We start from the raw sequence: 18,313 nt of genomic DNA, 5'->3' as shown, positions 1-18,313 counted from the left end.
TTTACCTTCAGTACTAAGTCTATACCCACGAAAGCCCAACCTTAGGTAGATACTTGCGATTCCGGATAAAACCACCCCTCCCCCTCAGAGCTACGCCCGTTAGCTCAACACTCTTGTTTTGGCTAATCCAAGGAGGGTAATCTGATTTTGTGACCGTCATTTCCTCTGATTTGGCCGCTGTTTCTTTTGCTGTATATGCAATCAGAGCATAACCACTCCACCATTTCTGCAGTAAACCTGAAACTACTGCAAAACAAATGATATGAAAATAGGCCTGCTTTCAGATACCCACTCTTACCTTGACGACCAGATACTTCAACACCTCTCAGACCGTGATGAGATATGGCATGCCGGGGATTTTGGAACGGCGGAGGTATCGGAGCGCCTGAGTGAGGTTGCGCCGTTAAGGGGTGTATATGGTAATATTGATGGACAGGACGTGCGAAAGCTGCACCCAAAGGTGGAGCGCTTTGAGGTGAATGGGTTGGACGTGCTGATGACGCATATTGGCGGATACCCCGGCAAGTATCACCCTGATGTGCGGGGCATGATAAAGGAGAACCCACCGAAGATGTTCATCACCGGCCACTCACACATCCTGAAGGTGATGACGGACAAAAGCCTGAACAACCTCCTGCACATAAACCCAGGGGCAGCAGGAAGGCACGGCTTTCATAAGATAAGAACCATGGTGCGCTTTGCTATTGAGGAAGGCCAGGTACGGGACCTGCAGGTAATTGAGCTTGGGAAAAGGGCATAAAAAAAGTGTGCCTGCCGTGGCAAACACACTCTGATATCTTTTTAGTAAGCCGCCGCCATTTGCTGGAATAGCAGCGGCAGGCAGATGGGCTTACGTACCCCTAAAAAGAACTACTCAGCAGAAGTCTCTTCTGTAGAATTTTCTTCCGTCTGCGCAGCAGGCGCCTCAGTGTTCTCCTCTTTCTTGTTTTTTGGAGCCTCACCGAACTGAGCTCTCAACTCGTCCATGTCAACGTTCTTGATAACAGGCGTTGCCAACAGTTGCTTAATCCTTGCTACTCTGTTGTTTGCTCTTGCCTTATTCTTACGGTCTTTTCTTTTTAATCTAGTAACTCCCATCGATGCAATAATTTAATTTGAACGGCAAAAGTAAGTTATTAATTTTACAAAGTAAAATATTTCCAGAACCAAATTCTTATGCAGATAACAGATTTACGCTCTGACACCGTTACCAAACCCACTCCTGCCATGCTTCAGGCCATGTTCAGCGCAGAGGTTGGAGACGATGTGTACGGCGAAGACACAACTATAAATAAACTGGAGGCTAAAACAGCCGCCATGTTTGGCATGGAGGCCGGTCTCTTCTGCCCTTCCGGCACCATGACTAATCAGATTGCGATTAAAGTGCACACACAACCACTTACCGAGGTGATTTGCGACGTAACTGCACATATTTACCAATATGAAGGCGGCGGTATCTCCTTTAACTCCGGTGCCTCTGTAGCCCTGGTACACGGCACCCGCGGCAAAATGACGCCGGAGCAGGTAGAGGCGCACATCCGCCCCCTGGATAATGTGCATTTCCCAGAGACAAAGCTGGTAGCCCTGGAGAACACCTGCAACAAAGGCGGCGGCACCTTTTATACCATAGAGGAAATAGCAGCCATCTCAGAGGTCTGCAAACGCCACCACCTGGCCCTGCACCTCGACGGTGCACGCGTTTTCAATGCACTGGCTGCCTCCGGCGACAGCCCACAGGACTACGGCATGTATTTTGACAGCATCTCTGTGTGCCTCTCCAAAGGACTGGGTGCACCGGTTGGCTCCGTACTCCTGGGTAGCAAAGACTTTATTAAGCGCTCGCGCAGGGTCCGGAAGGTTTTAGGTGGCGGAATGCGCCAGGCCGGTTACCTGGCTGCTGCCTGCATTTACGCACTGGATAACCATGTGGATCGCCTGCAGGAAGACCATCAAAAAGCAAAGGCGATGGAGGAAACCCTGATCCAGACGGATTATGTGGAGAGCGTACTGCCGGTAGAAACGAACATCGTCATCTTTAAGCTGAACAGCAGGTATAGTGACAAAGCTTTTGTGGATGCGCTGGCAAAAGAAGGTATCCGTGCCTCCAGCTTCGGTCCGCAGATGATACGCTTTGTGACGCACCTCGATGTAACAGATGAAATGCTGCAGCATACACTGCAGGTGCTCAAAGCCATGAGCCAGGCACCAGTGGCCACCGCATAGGTATATAAGCATACACTACAGGATGATAGCGCAGGAGAAAATCCTGCGCTATTTTTTTGCCCTTCCGGTTTATGGTATGTGGACACATCGGCTGAAATACGGTAACTACAGTCCGCTATATAACTGGTGTACTCTCAGCAGGGCGGCAGCCTTTTTCTGAACCCCGACTGTCTCCTTAGCCACCCTGAATCTACAGCTGCACCTCTTTGCCACTTCCTCCTTCCTTAGCAACGGCACTGCCTATACTTATTTATACAAAGGCAGCTGTTGTACTAACCTGATTTGTGTCAGAGTTCCTCTCCGGAAAACAGTTTCAGTCTCCCGGTATTTATCTCTGAATATCCCTCGTAAAAAGACAATCTCATAACAAACTTATCTTTTTACTATCACCCTGGCATCAACCACACCTTGTTTTTGAATATTTATCAAATTTTTTCACTACCCCCCTTTGTAGTATGGGGGTAAATACATACTTTAGTCAAAAGTTAAGCTACACCCCCTGTAAAACATATATCCTAAACATAAAACTATCCTTATGAAAAAGATTGAAGCCATCATCAGAACATCCAAATTTGAGGATGTATATGAAGCCCTTACCGAAATTGGTATTGCTTTTATGTCGACTTATGATGTAAAGGGTTTCGGCTTAGAACACAGCTCTTCGCAGGTGTACAGGGGCACGAGTTACAATGTCGGATTTATACCCCGGACAAAGATTGAGCTGATAGTAACGGAGGAACACGTGGATGATGTGGTGGAAACCATACTGAAGGTAGCCAACACAGGAAAAGTAGGCGACGGCAAAATTTTCATCATGGATGTGGAATCGGTTATCCGCATCCGGACCGGGGAATATGGTGAGCTGGCCCTTTGATAAACTCACCTAATCTTAAAAACACAACAATTATAATCAATTAGAAACTTAACCTTTAAACCATGTCACAAGAATTATTTGTCACGAACAACGTCTGGATGATGGTCTCTATTTTCCTGGTTTTCGTCATGCACCTCGGCTTTGCCTCTCTGGAATCTGGCCTGGCCCGATCGAAGAACACAGTGAACGTGCTCTTTAAAAACAGCATGATTCCAGCTATTGGCCTTATCACGTATGCACTCTGGGGCTTCTCAATGATGTACCCGGGTGAAGGTTTTGCTGGAGGTGTATTCGGTTTCTCAAACTTCGGTATTCCGCTGCCGGAGGGTGGTGAAACCTCTGCCTATAACGAAGGCTACACTTTCTGGACTGATTTCCTTTTCCAGGGCATGTTTGCCGCCACAGCCGCCACCATTGTATCCGGTGCCGTGGCCGAGCGCATCAAGCTTTCTGCCTTCATTGTCTTCTCTATCTTGTTTGTAGGCCTCTGCTACCCAATTGTAGGTATGTGGAAATGGGGCGGCGGGTTCCTGAACACGCTGGAAGTTCCTTTCTATGATTTCGCTGGCTCTACCATTGTACACTCTGTGGGTGGCTGGGGCGCACTTGCAGGAATCATACTGCTCGGGTCCAGGATCGGCAAATATATAGATGGCAAAATAAAGCCTATCCCTGGCCACAGCATTCCACTTGCTACCATTGGGGTATTCATTCTTTGGTTGGGCTGGTTTGGCTTTAACGGTGGCTCTGTACTGTCAGCAGACCCGGGCGCTGTATCGCGTGTGTTGGTGATGACGAGCCTGGCAGCTGCAGCAGGTGCTATAGGAGGCTGTCTTTTGTCCCTGTTAATGTTCAAGGCAAGCGACATCACCATGGTGCTCAACGGCATACTCGCTGGTTTAGTAGGAATTACGGCAGGTGCTGACCAGATGGGCGTAACCGACTCCATCATTATAGGCTTTATTGCCGGTGGATTGGTGGTGTTGGCAGTTGTCTTTTTCGACCGCGTGCGTATTGATGACCCGGTAGGTGCTTTGTCTGTGCACCTGGTGTGCGGCATATGGGGAACGCTGGCCGTGGGCATTTTCGGAGCACTGGCTGGTGTAGACCAATTCATGAGCCAGCTAATCGGGATTGGGGTTGTTGGTGTCTTCAGCTTTGCCTTTGCCTTTTTGGTGTGGTACGTGCTAAAGATTACCATGGGCATCCGGGTGAGTGCCAGAGAAGAGATTGAAGGTCTCGACATTCATGAGCATAAAATGCACGCCTATCCTGACTTTAATGGTAACAGCTTCGAAATAAGCCTGGACGAAAAAGAGATGATGGTTGCCTCCACCTCACGCAGCCACAGAGAAACAGGCAAACCGGTGGCAGCCGAGTAAACTCCCGAGGGTGACATGGAAAAAACAGTGGTAATGCGGTCAGGCATTACCACTGCTTCAAAAAAGCAAGACAGGCTGAACCAGCGAAGCTTCCACGTCTCAGATTCTAATGCCAGCATTCCACTCCTCCTTTTAAATCAGTAACCACTTCAAAAACGGCAATTTGAGAAGCAGCCACTGGAAGGACAGAGCGGAAGAATACTTCTCCCAAAATATTTCCAACATCAAAAACCAAGATCATGAAAAGACTTTTATCACTCGTCGCAGTTACATGCCTCGCAGGTGCAAATTTAGCAAATGCGCAGGAAATAGCAACAGAAGAGGCCAAGGGCGCTCTTACCGTAAGCGGCTACGTGGATGCTTATTACCAGTATAACCTGAACAACCCGGAGTCAGGCCTGAACCAGGGTCGCATTTTCGACACGAAGCACAACACGTTTGCGCTTGGCCTGGTCCAGACCATGTTTACCTACACCAAGGGCAAAGCCACTGTGGTTGCAGACCTGACGTTTGGCCCTAACGCAGAGCTTGGAAACTTCGGGAACGAAGGCACAGCCCGTGTTATTAAGCAGGCCTATCTCTCCTATGACTTCACTCCCAAACTTAACTTTACCATTGGGCAGTATGGCACACACATCGGCTATGAACTGATAGATGCTCCCTTAAATTACAACTACAGCTTGTCGTATCTCTTCGGAAACGGCCCTTTTTACCACACTGGCGCTAAGCTGAACTTCAATGCAAGTGAAAAGCTTGGCCTGATGCTGGGCGTGGTAAACGGGTGGGACTGCCTGCAAGACTTTAACAGCAAGAAGTCTGTTACGGCACAGGCGCGAATTTCTCCGTTACCCGGCTTTGACATGTACTTTAACTGGATTGGCGGCGACGAGTACAATACGCTGTCAAGCTTCGGAGGCACAAGGGGCTCTTATACCAGCCTGTATGACTTTACCTCCTCTTACCAATTGAACGAGGCGCTTAAAATAGGCGTGAATGCTGCTTATGGCGCCTTTTACTCCGGAAGCTCTGAGTCAGACGAAACAGACCCCTGGGCTGATGATGCCAGCTGGGGCGGCGGCGCACTTTATTTAAACTACGCGACCAGCTCTAACTTTGGCATCGGAATGCGCGCAGAATATTACACTGATCCGGAAGGAGTACGTTATTTCGGACCTATGGAAGTAGCCTCCCTCACGCTTACCGGGGATATAAGACTGGCCGAGGGTAACTTCAACATTAAACCGGAAATCCGTTTCGATAAATCGAACGACGATTTCTTCGAAAACTCAAACGGTTTATATACAAAGAAAAGCCAGACAACCTTCGGGGCAGCCTTCATTTACTCCTTCAGTACAGAATAAGCTACTAGTTAACTTTTCTGAATTAAAGCATTACAATTGTGAGCAGCAGGCTCTGTATCCACAGCTTTCTGCTGCTCATACTGCTCTCAATTTAGACATCAACCACATACATTAAGAAACACAAACACATTAATGCCAGCGCATGACAGGTCCTCATTCTGTCATGCGCTTTTTTGTTTTCGTCTGTCTTCCACATTATATCTATAGTAGTGGGAAGTTCTAATCGTTCCGTTCCATCATACAACCAAAGATAACAAGCACTTCAAACTGCCTATAAGTTGCCATATTCTAAAAAATTGAGGTAATTGAGCAAAATATTTAAAGATATGCTTCCTGATTTCCCTTCTTCTGATGTGTTTAAAGTACTCTCTAATGACCCTGTTATGGCGGCTATCATTTCCCGGGGGCATCCTCTGAAATCCTCTAAATCCGAAGACCTGTACTTCAAACTGCTGAGCTCCATTGTGTCGCAGCAGTTAAGCGCTAAGGTGGCAGCCGTGATATTCCAGAGGTTTATCTCCTTGTTTCCTAATGAATATCCTGACCCTAAGCTTGTGCTGGAGGCGCAGGATGAGATGCTCCGCAGTGCCGGACTTTCCTTTCAGAAGATAGGCTATGTGCGGAACGTGGCTGCATTTGCTGCCGATGGGAATATATCGCACGCCACCATTGATGCTATGGAAAACGAAGAACTAATCAGACACCTGACACAGATAAAGGGAGTCGGGCGGTGGACGGTGGAGATGCTGCTGATGTTTGCCCTGGAACGACCGGATGTGTTTCCGGTGGACGATTTGGGAATACAGAACGCTATGAAGCGCCATTATGGGTTAGAGGAGACAGGCAAGCCCCTGAAACTACGCATGCAGAATATTGCAGAAAATTGGCGCCCCTACCGTACCATTGCCAGCAAGTACCTCTGGCAGTCGCTGGACAACACCCCAAAATAGTACCCACAACTACTCCAACAGACCTATACCCTATTGCCCCTGCAGCGCCTACGTTTAAAGGAATAAGACAAGGTAAGAATAGCGTTTTTATTATATTTCTTCTAAATTTGCAAGACGCTTGCAACGCTTTGCCTGAAGATCAACTCTACAGATAAAAGCACCTATGAAAACCAGCTTATGTACAAGAAAATACTTTCCGCCGTATCTGTTCTTCTTATCCAGTTTACCCTCTCCTCCTGCGAAAAAGAAGTGGATATTACGCCAGTAGAGCAAGTTGTACCGCTGCAGGTCGGGAATGAATGGGCGTATGCCGTAAAAGATTACGACACCCACGGAAACTTACTGACGACGAGCTCCTATGCATATACGGTCCGGAAGGACACCACCATCGACAACAGCACCTGGTACATCTTAAGCGACAACAGAATTGTGCAGAACAGCCGCGACGGTTACGTGTACTACAACGAAGCCGGCAAACAACCTGTCATGATTTACCCGGGCACCAGCTTTGGCGAAATCGGCTACATGTACAAATACCAGGACTATGATTTGACCGTGCTGACCAGCAGAAGCCAGCAAATGGACACTGTTGAAGTTTTCTCTGAATCTTATGCCAGCTACCTCTTTAAAATTGAGAACAAGTATAAAGCTCCAACTGACGTTGAGACACACATCATCACGGAGCACAACTACGTATCCCCCGGCATAGGCCTGGTAAGAACTGACATCTATTATGTTGACTCTGAGAAAATACGGCAACGGCGTGAACTGGTAAGCTATACCCTTCATTGAAAGTGTTCAGTGGAAAAAGAAATTAGTTATGATTTCCTGGTATGAAGCTAGTTCTGTATTAAAAAATTATTTCTGTGCTTTAGGAGCTTGAGAAAATATATCTACTCACCTACTGACTATTTAGAAATCAAAACAAGCTATATATAGGAAAGGGCAAAGCTACTAAAAGTTAATCCTGCCATTTTCAACTATGAAAGTATAATACTGAATAAATGTTGAAATTATAATGCGCTAAATTTTGGCTTTTCATTATTCGAAGTATAAACATTTTAATTATAAATATTTATTTACCTATGAAATAAAAGTGTTTACTTCCTTTTCCCTGTTATTGCTTTAAAAAACATTATTTAATCGTCTTATTATACCATATACCGTATAAGATAAAAAGTCTTACATACTGATTATCAATTTACTACTAAGTGATATAAAAACAGAAACCTGGATTATAACAAAGAGAAATTACTTCACATCTCCTTCGGTACGCGTTAGCAAATATTACTTTTGGTAATTGCGTGTTTTACAAGTTTTTATAAACTTTTCTTATAGCATCAAGATCAGTGGTTTTCCTACAGAGATTAGTTCTTTCACAGAATTTTTCATTATGTGACTACACTACTGGTAATCATTATGATTAACCACAACGGACACTCTGTTTAAACCCCTGACTCACTTCAAAAAGATATAGCTCCTGGCCAGAGCTGGATTTACCCTTGCGTGTGCACTAGCAAAAAACTCTTAAAATTATATTTATTATTTTTTTAAGACACTCAATCTACTATCTAACATATTCGTTCAACATTTAATTTTAAAATTATCATGAAAGCAAGAGTTCTAAGTTTTGCCATCGCACTACTAGTGCTAATTAATTTTACTGATGCCTTTGCGCAGAGACCCCATTTCGTAGGAACTCCATGTTATGATCCTGAAACAAACACTATATCGGGTAAAGTAGCTGGTCTCGGAACAAACGCTGACGGTTTAACAATTACAATTACAGGCCGCTATGGATGCCAAAATCCTGGAGGAAATCGACCACCAGCATGGCAAAATTTTACCATACCAAACGTGCCACTCGCCTCTAGCGGCAGACCTGGACAATATACATTTACTGCCAATCTAGGAACACTTCCAAGGCCGTGCCCTAATCAGAACTGGGATGTAGTTTATCAAAGCCTTAGAGCATGTATAGCTGGCACAAACGTTTGCTCCAATGTTACAATGGGATGTCCTTAATGAGCTAATGTTTTGATGAAGTTTTCTTCCCTATCCAGTTTATCTGACAAGGGAAGAAAACTATCTAATATACAAATTTTGAAGCAGCAGGAGCTGCCTAAAAGAGCGAACGGCTGTCTAAAACTCTATTCTATCTGAAAAGGCAACAAGGCTATCCGTGTTACGCTGTTTGCGGAACACGGAAGCCAAGGCAGTGTCACGAAGAAAAGATAATGTTATGTTTCTGTTGTTAGTGGAATTAAACATGAGAAAACTCATATTTTCGACTGCATGTGGCAGCACAGGTTCAGTTCCTGTTAGTAACGCATCAAAGGAACTAAATCTAGTCTTAGCTACTGTACTATAAGATTGAATATGCCCATTAAAGCCTGAATTCTTCTCAATCTTAAAGAAGTAGTACATAAGTCGATCATCTGTAGGGAAGCAAAAGGTACTGTAACCCTGAAACAGTTGATGTTAACTTCACAAATTTCGCATCAAACTTATTACCTAAAAAGTACATTCTATTGATACCCCTGACTTGTTGCAATAAGATATAGCTCCTGGCCAGAGCTGGATATACACTAGCGCATGCACTAGCAAAAACCCCTTATAATTATATTTAATAATTATAATTTAAAAATATTTATTCAACTATCTAACCTATTCGTTCAACTTTTAATTTTAGAATTATCATGAAAGCAAGATTTTTAAGTTTCGCCATCGCACTACTAGTGCTATTTAATTTTACTGATGCCTTTGCACAAAATCCAAACCTAAGATCTCCCCTTACTTCTAGTGTAACTAATGACCAGCAGTTACAAGTTTGCTATGATATTTCAGGATTGGGAAATGTTGAAAGCGTTTTAATCATAGTCAACTATGATCTTACAGTCAATACTTTCTGTTATAACAGAGGCCAAAAATCTGGACCTGTTCCAGGGTTGACTCAACATTATGAAGATCAATCTTTTACCCAAGCGGTTCCTGTTCGAAACGGACGAGCACGAGGTTGCATAACTACAGAAGAGAACATACAAGCTGGCTCATGCCCTCCTGGCATGGCAAGAAGCGAAACAAGTGTTTCATACTCTAATATTACTCTCTCTATTTACGACGAAACTTTTGCTGTTCCAGACGCTAATTAAAAAATAAGACTTCCTCAGGTAAGGCATATTTTATAATGTGTCTTACCTGAGGAAGCATAAAACATTTTATATGAATATTGATTTTGAAATGCATATAAGACCCACTATTGATAAAATTATTTATCATATTGTTCTATTATGCATCTCATTATCTACTTGTTTAGCTCAGTCAACAAATTCATCTCAGTTGATTACAGGTGTAGTTAGAGACTCGATCAATGAGAATAAACTAAGCTATGTAACTATAACTGTTGAAAATCAATCAACAAATATAACTCGTCCCCAAACAACACTTTCTAGTGAAGATGGAAAATTCGAAATTTCAGTGTTATCTCAAGATTATATTAAGATTGTGATTTCATACATTGGTTTCAAAACAAAAACTATCATTTTTTCTCCTTTAACTTCAGATACGTTGGACCTTGGTATCATTTTGCTTAAACCAATAGCAACCCAACTACAGGAAGTGCAGATAACTGCCCAGAAGCCACTCATCGAACAAAGCCTAGACAAAATTATTTATCACGCTGAGGCAGACCCCGAAATAGATTTGCTTAGCTCATTTGATTTGCTGCGCAAGGTGCCACACTTAGCTGTCGACGCAGAAGACAACATCACACTGAACGGGCAGCAAAACTACCAAGTACTGGTAAACGGTAAGCGATCAGCCATTTTTTCTTCTAATCCGGCTGAGGTACTGAAGGGACTGCCTGCCAATGCAATCAAAAAGATTGAGATTATCACCAACCCCTCAGCCCGCTTTGAAGCAGCAGGAATCGGTGGCATCATAAACATCATCACACACAAGCGCAATATCAGCGGTTACAATGGCTCACTCGGAATCATGGCTGGAACCCCGGAAAGTTATACGGGCAGTGCCACCGCAACGGGAACAGCAGGAAAAGTGAGCCTGACCGGCAGGTATAGCAACAACTATACAAACAGGCCCGGAAACACCAGCAGCTTCTACAGGCAAGACAAGATACGGAAAGGAAGATTGGAACAGGTGGGTAGTGGCAGCGGCAAAAGCAAATCACAGAACAGCGGGAGTGAACTTAGCTTTGATGTAAGTCCGCAAGACCAACTGACACTTTCATTTAACCTTAACAACAACAACGGGACGAACAGCCATACCCAACAAGTGACCCAGAAAAACGCTGCCGGCGCTCCTACAGAGGCTTACCAGAATGTAAACTCTGGCCAGAATGAAAGTAACTCGTTTGACCTGAACCTTGGATACCAACGGTACTTCAAGAAAAACAATTCGCGCAGTCTTTCCATTGACCTGAACCTGACTAACAGTGAAAACTTCTACGCAACAGTTTTGAAATTACAGCCCCTGCTGAACTACCAGGGACGCGAGAGCAACACCCAAAACCGCGATGGCCTGCTGGAGTATAATTTTCAGGCAGATTACACCCAGCCCCTTGGAGAGCAAACACTGGAGTTGGGAATCAGGTCTATGCTGCAGGAGAATAGCAGCGATTATTTCTATAAAAATCTGGAGCAGGAGACGGGTGTGTTTGTACTGGACCCTGCCATGAGCAACAGCTTTGACTATCAGCAGGAGGTACACGCCGCCTACGCTTCCCTGAACATAAGCAAAAGTAAATGGGGACTGAGATCAGGACTGAGATTGGAAGAGAGCAGGTTAAACGCCAACTTCCGCTCCTCGGCTACCAGGGCTACTCAACGATACAGGAATGTGTTCCCTAATGTCACCATCACCCGCATGCTTCACGAGAATGGCAGCCTGAAACTCTCCTACAGCCAGCGCATACAGCGGCCGAGTTTATACGACTTGAACCCGATTGTAGAAGCCACAGACCCATTAAACATCAGCTATGGCAATCCAGGCCTGAACCCATCTATAAGCCATATACTGCAACTCGATTTCAACAGGCACATCAACAGCACTTCGTTCAATGCCAGCCTAAGCCACCATTTTACTAACAACGCGATTCAGTATTTCACTACTTTGGGAGAGGATTCTGTAGCAAGGAGCACCTATGGCAACCTTGGACGCGACCGCAGGTATAGCCTTTTGCTAAGCAGCAATACAACAATAGCTAAAAAACTAAGTCTGAATGTGCATACAATGGCGAACTATATCAGTTACAGAAGTTCCATTGAAGGGAATGCACAAGCTCGGGCAGGTTTTACTTATAATGCACGGGCGAATGTCAACTACCGGTTCACTAAAGGCTGGCGTGCGACCGGCAACATCACCTATAATTCTCCTAATCTCATGCTGCAGGGCAGAACGGCAGGCTATACATGGAGCAGTTTATCGCTCAACAAGCAGTTTCTTAAAGATGAGAAAGCAACTATAAGTCTGTCACTCCGAAGCCCTTTTCAGAAATACCGCAAAAGCTCATCTGAAGTAGATGATCCGGCATTTTACCAGCTCCGCGAGTCTTACTCCCTCATACGGCAATACAGTGCCTCTTTTAACTACCGTTTTGGCAAGTTAAGGTAAAGGCTACCTCACCTTCCCCCGCTTCACGAGGTAAGCGTAAAGCACCTTATCGAAAGGCTCGCTGATATCAACCGGCACAAAATCAATCCTATACTGCCCGCATTTCAGTTCCAGCTCGCGTTTATAATTTTCTACGGCTGTGCGGTAATGTTCCCGCACCTGCGAGGGCTGCAGCTTCAGCTCCTGCCCTGTCTCCACATCCACAAATACATAAGGTCGCTCGGCAAAGTCAAACTCCTCCTCTGTTTTACGGTCCATGACATGGAAAATAAGCACCTCGTGGTTTTGGTGCTTCAGGTGCTGCAAGGCCGCGAAGATGGTATCCAGGTTGTCCTGCTGGCTCAGCATATCGCTGAAGATGACTACCAGCGATCGTTTCGGTATCTGCTGTGCGATATGGTGTACAACGTCTGCTACGTTCGTGTCTTTTGAAGTGGGCTTCTGCTCCAGCTGCTTCTGAAGAATTAGCAGCAGTGTATGCAGGTGCGAACCGGTAGAGCGTACAGGTGTCTGCAACTCTATCTTATCTGAAAAGGTAACCAGCCCAACCGCATCCCGCTGCTTGCGGAGCAGGGTAGCCAGGGCAGCTGCACAAAGTGTTGAAAAAGTGAGTTTGCCGTTGTTCTCGGTAGGGTAATACATAGACGGCGACACGTCCAGCAGCATGTGGCAGCGGAGGTTTGTTTCCTCCTCGTAGCGCTTCACAAAAAGTTTATCAGTACGGGCAAACACTTTCCAGTCGATGTGGCGGGTGCTCTCGCCGCTGTTGTAGAGCCGGTGCTCCGAAAACTCCACAGAAAAGCCATGGTACGGCGACTGGTGAAGGCCAGTTATAAAGCCCTCGACCAGCTGTTTTGCCAGAAATTCCATGTTTTCAAATTTCTGAACATCGGCAAGGGTGAGTGGCTTTTTCATGGTGTATTACTTTATCTGGTGTGCCTCTGCTTCTGAAACGACAGGCAGCTGCTCTTGTTGCTCTGCCTCCTCCTTTTTCACTTCAGTTAGTCTAACGGTGACGCTTCCTTCGCGGACCATATCCACTTCCTGGGCGGCAGCTCTGGACAGGTCTATGATGTTGTGGCGGCTGCGTGCCATGCGGTCGTTTACCCGCACTACTACCGATTTGCCGTTCTTCAGGTTTGTCACCAGCACTTGCGTATTGAAGGGAAGTGTGGCGTGTGCCGCTGTTAACTTATGCCTATCATACTTCTCCCCGCTGGCGGTGCTGTGCCCGTGTAACCGGTCGGCATAAAAGGAGGCTGTCCCCTCAGCTGTATAACCTGCTACTTTATTGAACATTGAAAATATAAGAAAGAACACAATCGAACAGAAACTCATCCTACATTAGTTTGGTCCAACTGCAAATATACCGGGAAAAAATTATCTTAAATTTTAAATTTCAGAATTTTTATATATCAGATATATATGTTACTTTTAGCTTCACAAAGTTGAATTTAACGTTTAAAACGGTGGAAGAGAACAACGAAAAAGCAGAAATTTATTCCCAGAGGGTTAGAGCCGGGAAAAGAACGTATTTCTTTGATGTGAAATCAACTCGTTCAAATGACTTCTACGTGACTATCACGGAGAGCAAGAGAAAGTTCAACGAGGATAATTTCTCATATGAGAAGCACAAGATTTTCCTGTACAAAGAGGACTTCGCAAAATTTATGGAGGCACTTCAGGGAACCATTGACCACGTTAAATCTGAGCTTTTGACCGAAGAGGCACTGGCTTCTTTAGAGTCAACTCCCGTTCTGGAGCCAACTACTGTTGCGGAGGCTGAAGTAGAGCCTTCTTTCAGCAACGAGTTGAAGTGGGAATAACATAAACCACCCTGTACTGAAAATGAACTCAGCCCATGGCCTTGCCATGGGCTTTATAATTTAATACCCCTCTCTACTCCCGCCGCTGTCATGCTGGCGATTATTTCGTATATTTGCGGCCTGATTAAAAAAGATATTTATAATGGGACTCAGATGCGGAATTGTCGGACTGCCAAATGTAGGCAAGTCTACGTTGTTCAACGCTATTTCTAATGCCAAGGCAGAATCTGCCAATTACCCTTTCTGTACGATAGAGCCAAACGTGGGTGTGATTACGGTGCCCGACGAGCGTCTGCAGATTCTGGAAGAACTGGTGCACCCGGAGCGTGTGCTTCCTACTGTCATTGAGTTTGTGGACATTGCCGGCCTGGTGAAAGGTGCCAGCAAAGGGGAAGGCCTTGGTAACAAGTTCCTTGCAAACATCCGCGAGGTAGATGCCATCATACATGTGGTGCGCTGCTTCGAAGATCCAAACATTGTGCACGTAGCCGGAAAAGTAGACCCTATCTCTGATAAAGAAATCATTGACACCGAGCTGCAGCTAAAAGACTTGGATTCTGTTGATAAGAAGCTCTTAAAAGTTGTGCGTGCTGCGAAATCCGGCGATGCCAAGGCAAGAAAAGAGCACGCCAGCCTGGAGAAATATAAAAACCACCTGGAGGCAGGGCTGAATGCCCGCAGCTTAGAGGTGACAGAGGAAGATTTAGAAGCTGTTGAAGATTTGAACCTGCTGACAGCTAAGCCTGTAATTTATGCCGCTAACGTTGATGAAGATTCTATGAACGACGGCAATGCTTTCTCGAAGGTACTGGAAGAGCACGTGAAAAACGAGAATGCTCAGGTAGTACTGATTTCTGCCTCTATAGAAGCGCAGATTGCAGAGCTGACAGACCCGGAAGAAAAAGAAATGTTCCTGGCAGAGTATGGCCTGAAGGAATCTGGCCTGAACAAGCTTATCCGCGCTTCTTACCAGTTACTGAACCTGATCACATACTTTACAGCGGGTCCTAAAGAAGTGCGTGCCTGGACGATTGGCCGCGGCTGGAAAGCGCCTGCAGCAGCCGGTGTCATCCACTCTGACTTTGAAAAAGGTTTTATCCGTGCCGAGGTAATCAAGCTAAAGGATTACCAGGAGTATAAAACAGAGGCGAAGATTAAGGAAGCTGGTAAAATGGCGGTAGAAGGGAAAGACTATGTAGTGCAGGACGGTGATATTATGCACTTCCGTTTTAACGTGTAACTCAGGAGTAAAAAACATAAAAGTACAAAAGAGACCAGTTGCTAGCTGGTCTCTTTTTGTTTTAGTGCTATATTTGGTTATAGATATATAACCACTTTCGTTCATGAGACAAACCTTTACCTTACTCCTTTCATTGTTGCTGTTTTCCTTTACGGCTCAGGCACAAAACGCCATTCAGTTGCATACTTTTGAGGAAGAAAATAACTCCTCTGATTTAGTGCTTGCTGAAGAAAAAATATTTTTTAACAAGACCACAAGCTTTGAAGTCTACAACTTAAATGGTGGCAACACCTTTCAAATACCGAAACCAATAAGCTCCTACTTATTTATAAATAGAACAGTGGGTAGCTTGGGTAATGAAGTAGTCTTCAATACAGAAAACGGAAATATCTACCTGACCCAGGGTACACATAGCCAAGAGCTTCTTCCCTCACATAGAAGCTACTCCATTTGTACCGGAAAGAACTATACGATTGCCGTAGTGGGCCAAACAGATGCCAGGATGAAAGTAATTGCGGTAGATAGGACGACGAAAGTGGTAACAACACTTTTCGAAAGAGATGTGTGGGTTTATGGAACAAAGTTAGCCTACCTGGAAGCAGAGGATGGCATGTATTTCACCATACAAATGGAGAGCAAACGTGTTGAGGTTTACAAAACGGATGGCACCATAAGTGGTACGGCATATTTAGGCGATATAAAACCCATTAATTATGTTGATAATACCTTTAGCCATTTACTTGGTGATAGCGATGAGCTTTATGTAGTAAGTGTAGACCATGAAATAACAGGAAATACCCCAACTGCTACACAATTTTTTAAAATCAGTGGGTCGAGAATAGTACCGGCCGGCGTTGTGCAAAATGTTGGTCTTTACGAGGATCAGACATACTACAAGAATGGTGGGTTTCTAGGGTTTGATAGAAAGACAAACCAGTTGGTACAAGTAAATGATAACAGTTTCACAAATTTCTTTGAAGTAAATAACTTCACTGCTTTTCAGGGTGAATTCAATAACAATACTATTTTCTCTGCAAATAGCAGCGCTCTATCTTCCGGAGACTCCCTGGTAACTTTGTATGAGACAGATGGCACCCCTGCTGGCACAAAACTGATTGCCGAACACGTGGATGCTTTTTTCAATGATAATGCTGCTAAAGAATTTAAAGGGAACCTATACTTCTTTAAATATGATGCTGTGCACGGGCGCGAACTGTGGCGCTACGATGGCAACAAGTCCTACCTGTTTGAGGACATTATACCGGGCACTGAGGGACTTACTGAACCTCAGTTCTTCATCTATGAAGAAGAGTTATACTTTACTGCACATCAGACAGAAGCACCAGGAAAGATAAACCTGTATAAACTTACTGATAGAGCAGCCACAGTAAAGTTAAGCAGCTTTGCAGATTACAACAGTAATATGGTAAAAGACCCTGAGGAGCCTTTTATAACTAACATGAAGTACACCCTTAACCAATCGGATAAGACCATCTTCACAAGTGAAAGCATCAATAACCTGACACTAGAACATGGAGTTTATACGCTGACGGCAGAGCCGGAGGAAGGTTGGCTGCCAACATCAGATGCCCCACAAACAACCATCACCCTGCCAGAGGATAATGGCAGGAGCTACAGCTTCGGTTTTGTACCTCGACAACCGGCGACCAAAGTGAATGTATCACTCATGTCGGATGCTACCCGCTGCGGCTTTCCTACTCCTTATACCTTGCACTATAGTAACAACGGCTCTACCAGAGCAAGCGGTACCATAAAGCTTAAGGCGGAGACTAGGTTCACATATGAATCAGCGCTTCCTGCACCAAGCCGGATGAGCGGAGATACCTTGATATGGGAAATAAGTAATTTAGAAATCGGGAAAAAAGGGAAGGTGACCATTAACTTTACTATGCCTGGAGTGGAGCACATGGGCGACAGCCTGATTTCTAAGTTAATTACCAGTTTTAGAACTACAGTCAATCAAAGCGTCCACACTGATACTACTACCCTGCAGCAAATCCTTACCTGCTCCTATGACCCGAACGACATTCAGTCGAACCCGGCAGGTCTGGGTGAAAAGCACCTGACATTGAAGAACCAGGAATTGGAGTACCTCATCCGCTTTCAGAATATGGGCACCGACAAAGCCTTCAATATTGTTGTGCAGAATGAATTACAACCAGAGTTTGATCTGAGCTCTTTTAAGGTAATCGGAAGCAGCCACGATATGTATACTGTCATGAAAGGCAACCAGGTTAGCTTCCACTTCGAAAACATTCATCTGCCAGACGATAAGGTGGATGAACCTGGTAGCCACGGGTACATACTTTACAGCATAAAGCCTAAAACTGGTCTACCCGACAGTACAGTGCTGAACAATCAGGCACTTATCTATTTTGATTATAATCCTGCTATAGAGACCAATGTTTCTTTCAATACACTTGTAGATAAACTGCCTGTTAAAACTGTTCTTGCTGCTAAAGGTGATGTAGAAGAAGGTACCCTGACCGTTTTCCCTAATCCTGCAGATACCTTTGTCAATGTGGCCTGGCCTGCAGGAAAAGCCTTCCTCACTTCTTATAGCATCCTGAACAGCAAGGGCCAAACAGTATTACAGACAGAACTAAATACAGCTGCGGTGCATCAGATAAGAATATCTGCCCTACCTCCGGGGTTGTACCTACTAAAAGCAGACCGGCAGAGTAAAGTCTTCACTAAAAGAATTATTGTTCAGTAAAAACCTCAGCTTAACTTTCGAACAATTTAAAAAGAAGCGGTGCAGGAATACTCCTGCACCGCTTTCTTTTCTGAGGTACTCCACCATCT

16 protein-coding genes are annotated in these 18,313 nt (G+C 44.9%); 12 read left to right on the top strand and 4 right to left on the bottom strand.

All coding sequences use genetic code 11. From position 1 onward, the window contains the following. Window positions 1-262 precede the first annotated feature (262 nt). Window positions 263-760, top strand: coding sequence for a metallophosphoesterase family protein (locus tag ACFS7Z_RS11400; protein WP_377484567.1), 498 nt, complete (start codon window positions 263-265; stop codon window positions 758-760). A 110-nt stretch (window positions 761-870) separates the two neighbouring features. Here ACFS7Z_RS11400 and ACFS7Z_RS11395 read toward each other — a convergent pair whose 3' ends face one another. After that, the gene (locus tag ACFS7Z_RS11395; RefSeq protein ID WP_377484565.1) at window positions 871-1,098 is read right to left on the bottom strand and encodes a hypothetical protein; all 228 of its coding nucleotides are present in this window, start codon (window positions 1,096-1,098) and stop codon (window positions 871-873) included. Between the two features lie 78 nt (window positions 1,099-1,176). Between ACFS7Z_RS11395 and ACFS7Z_RS11390 the strand changes: the two genes are divergently transcribed. From ACFS7Z_RS11390 to ACFS7Z_RS11380, 3 genes are all read left to right on the top strand, one after another. Continuing rightward, window positions 1,177-2,223, top strand: coding sequence for a threonine aldolase family protein (locus ACFS7Z_RS11390; protein ID WP_377484563.1), 1,047 nt, complete (start codon window positions 1,177-1,179; stop codon window positions 2,221-2,223). A 535-nt stretch (window positions 2,224-2,758) separates the two neighbouring features. Next, window positions 2,759-3,097 (top strand): P-II family nitrogen regulator, encoded by a 339-nt coding sequence (locus ACFS7Z_RS11385; RefSeq protein ID WP_377484561.1) that lies wholly within the window; start codon window positions 2,759-2,761, stop codon window positions 3,095-3,097. Window positions 3,098-3,159: 62 nt separating this feature from the next. Continuing rightward, a complete protein-coding gene (locus tag ACFS7Z_RS11380; RefSeq protein ID WP_377484559.1) occupies window positions 3,160-4,479 on the top strand; it encodes an ammonium transporter in 1,320 nt (439 codons plus the stop codon). Between the two features lie 106 nt (window positions 4,480-4,585). On the opposite strand, the gene ACFS7Z_RS11375 is transcribed toward ACFS7Z_RS11380, so the two are convergent. Next, a complete protein-coding gene (locus tag ACFS7Z_RS11375) occupies window positions 4,586-4,720 on the bottom strand; it encodes a hypothetical protein (protein WP_377484557.1) in 135 nt (44 codons plus the stop codon). On the opposite strand from ACFS7Z_RS11375, the gene ACFS7Z_RS11370 reads away from it, so the two are divergent. The 5 genes from ACFS7Z_RS11370 (at window position 4,719) to ACFS7Z_RS11350 (ending at window position 12,421) form a co-directional block, all read left to right on the top strand. Next, window positions 4,719-5,840, top strand: a complete 1,122-nt coding sequence (locus ACFS7Z_RS11370; protein ID WP_377484554.1) for a porin — start codon at window positions 4,719-4,721, stop codon at window positions 5,838-5,840. The two genes, ACFS7Z_RS11375 and ACFS7Z_RS11370, sit on opposite strands and share 2 nt — an antisense overlap. Window positions 5,841-6,166: 326 nt before the next feature. Continuing rightward, entirely contained in the window at window positions 6,167-6,790 is a 624-nt protein-coding gene (locus ACFS7Z_RS11365) for a DNA-3-methyladenine glycosylase family protein (RefSeq protein WP_377484552.1), read from the top strand. A gap of 177 nt (window positions 6,791-6,967) precedes the next feature. Continuing rightward, a complete protein-coding gene (locus ACFS7Z_RS11360; protein ID WP_377484550.1) occupies window positions 6,968-7,582 on the top strand; it encodes a hypothetical protein in 615 nt (204 codons plus the stop codon). A gap of 1,907 nt (window positions 7,583-9,489) precedes the next feature. After that, the gene (locus tag ACFS7Z_RS11355; RefSeq protein WP_377484548.1) at window positions 9,490-9,942 is read left to right on the top strand and encodes a hypothetical protein; all 453 of its coding nucleotides are present in this window, start codon (window positions 9,490-9,492) and stop codon (window positions 9,940-9,942) included. Between the two features lie 70 nt (window positions 9,943-10,012). Further along, complete coding sequence (locus ACFS7Z_RS11350) at window positions 10,013-12,421, top strand: outer membrane beta-barrel family protein (RefSeq protein ID WP_377484546.1); 2,409 nt, start codon at window positions 10,013-10,015, stop codon at window positions 12,419-12,421. A gap of 3 nt (window positions 12,422-12,424) precedes the next feature. Here the strand turns inward: ACFS7Z_RS11350 and ACFS7Z_RS11345 are convergent, their stop codons facing one another. Then, window positions 12,425-13,336, bottom strand: a complete 912-nt coding sequence (locus tag ACFS7Z_RS11345; RefSeq protein WP_377484544.1) for a DUF58 domain-containing protein — start codon at window positions 13,334-13,336, stop codon at window positions 12,425-12,427. A gap of 6 nt (window positions 13,337-13,342) precedes the next feature. After that, entirely contained in the window at window positions 13,343-13,720 is a 378-nt protein-coding gene (locus tag ACFS7Z_RS11340) for a septal ring lytic transglycosylase RlpA family protein (RefSeq protein ID WP_377484542.1), read from the bottom strand. Window positions 13,721-13,890: 170 nt separating this feature from the next. Here ACFS7Z_RS11340 and ACFS7Z_RS11335 point away from each other — a divergent pair, with 170 nt between their 5' ends. The 3 genes from ACFS7Z_RS11335 to ACFS7Z_RS11325 all read left to right on the top strand — a co-directional run bounded on the left by ACFS7Z_RS11335 (window position 13,891) and on the right by ACFS7Z_RS11325 (window position 18,224). After that, window positions 13,891-14,247, top strand: a complete 357-nt coding sequence (locus ACFS7Z_RS11335; RefSeq protein WP_377484540.1) for a DUF3276 family protein — start codon at window positions 13,891-13,893, stop codon at window positions 14,245-14,247. A 142-nt stretch (window positions 14,248-14,389) separates the two neighbouring features. Further along, window positions 14,390-15,487, top strand: a complete 1,098-nt coding sequence (ychF, locus tag ACFS7Z_RS11330; protein ID WP_377484538.1) for a redox-regulated ATPase YchF — start codon at window positions 14,390-14,392, stop codon at window positions 15,485-15,487. 103 nt (window positions 15,488-15,590) lie between these two features. Further along, complete coding sequence (locus tag ACFS7Z_RS11325; RefSeq protein WP_377484536.1) at window positions 15,591-18,224, top strand: DUF7619 domain-containing protein; 2,634 nt, start codon at window positions 15,591-15,593, stop codon at window positions 18,222-18,224. The last annotated feature ends 89 nt before the right edge of the window (window positions 18,225-18,313 follow it).

Origin of the sequence: Pontibacter toksunensis, from assembly GCF_042686245.1 — a bacterium.
GTDB lineage: Bacteria > Bacteroidota > Bacteroidia > Cytophagales > Hymenobacteraceae > Pontibacter > Pontibacter toksunensis.
This window is presented reverse-complemented; position numbering and strand designations above follow the sequence as displayed.

Bases quoted from the DNA above. Each gene is read 5' to 3' on its own strand.
- ACFS7Z_RS11340 (WP_377484542.1), bottom strand. From the start codon at position 13,720: ATGTTCAATAAAGTAGCAGGTTATACAGCTGAGGGGACAGCCTCCTTT.
- ACFS7Z_RS11365 (WP_377484552.1), top strand. From the start codon at position 6,167: ATGCTTCCTGATTTCCCTTCTTCTGATGTGTTTAAAGTACTCTCTAAT.
- ACFS7Z_RS11375 (WP_377484557.1), bottom strand. From the start codon at position 4,720: ATGATCTTGGTTTTTGATGTTGGAAATATTTTGGGAGAAGTATTCTTC.
- ACFS7Z_RS11380 (WP_377484559.1), top strand. From the start codon at position 3,160: ATGTCACAAGAATTATTTGTCACGAACAACGTCTGGATGATGGTCTCT.
- ACFS7Z_RS11350 (WP_377484546.1), top strand. From the start codon at position 10,013: ATGAATATTGATTTTGAAATGCATATAAGACCCACTATTGATAAAATT.
- ACFS7Z_RS11360 (WP_377484550.1), top strand. From the start codon at position 6,968: ATGTACAAGAAAATACTTTCCGCCGTATCTGTTCTTCTTATCCAGTTT.
- ACFS7Z_RS11355 (WP_377484548.1), top strand. From the start codon at position 9,490: ATGAAAGCAAGATTTTTAAGTTTCGCCATCGCACTACTAGTGCTATTT.
- ACFS7Z_RS11385 (WP_377484561.1), top strand. From the start codon at position 2,759: ATGAAAAAGATTGAAGCCATCATCAGAACATCCAAATTTGAGGATGTA.
- ACFS7Z_RS11370 (WP_377484554.1), top strand. From the start codon at position 4,719: ATGAAAAGACTTTTATCACTCGTCGCAGTTACATGCCTCGCAGGTGCA.
- ACFS7Z_RS11400 (WP_377484567.1), top strand. From the start codon at position 263: ATGAAAATAGGCCTGCTTTCAGATACCCACTCTTACCTTGACGACCAG.
- ACFS7Z_RS11390 (WP_377484563.1), top strand. From the start codon at position 1,177: ATGCAGATAACAGATTTACGCTCTGACACCGTTACCAAACCCACTCCT.
- ACFS7Z_RS11345 (WP_377484544.1), bottom strand. From the start codon at position 13,336: ATGAAAAAGCCACTCACCCTTGCCGATGTTCAGAAATTTGAAAACATG.
- ACFS7Z_RS11325 (WP_377484536.1), top strand. From the start codon at position 15,591: ATGAGACAAACCTTTACCTTACTCCTTTCATTGTTGCTGTTTTCCTTT.
- ychF (WP_377484538.1), top strand. From the start codon at position 14,390: ATGGGACTCAGATGCGGAATTGTCGGACTGCCAAATGTAGGCAAGTCT.
- ACFS7Z_RS11395 (WP_377484565.1), bottom strand. From the start codon at position 1,098: ATGGGAGTTACTAGATTAAAAAGAAAAGACCGTAAGAATAAGGCAAGA.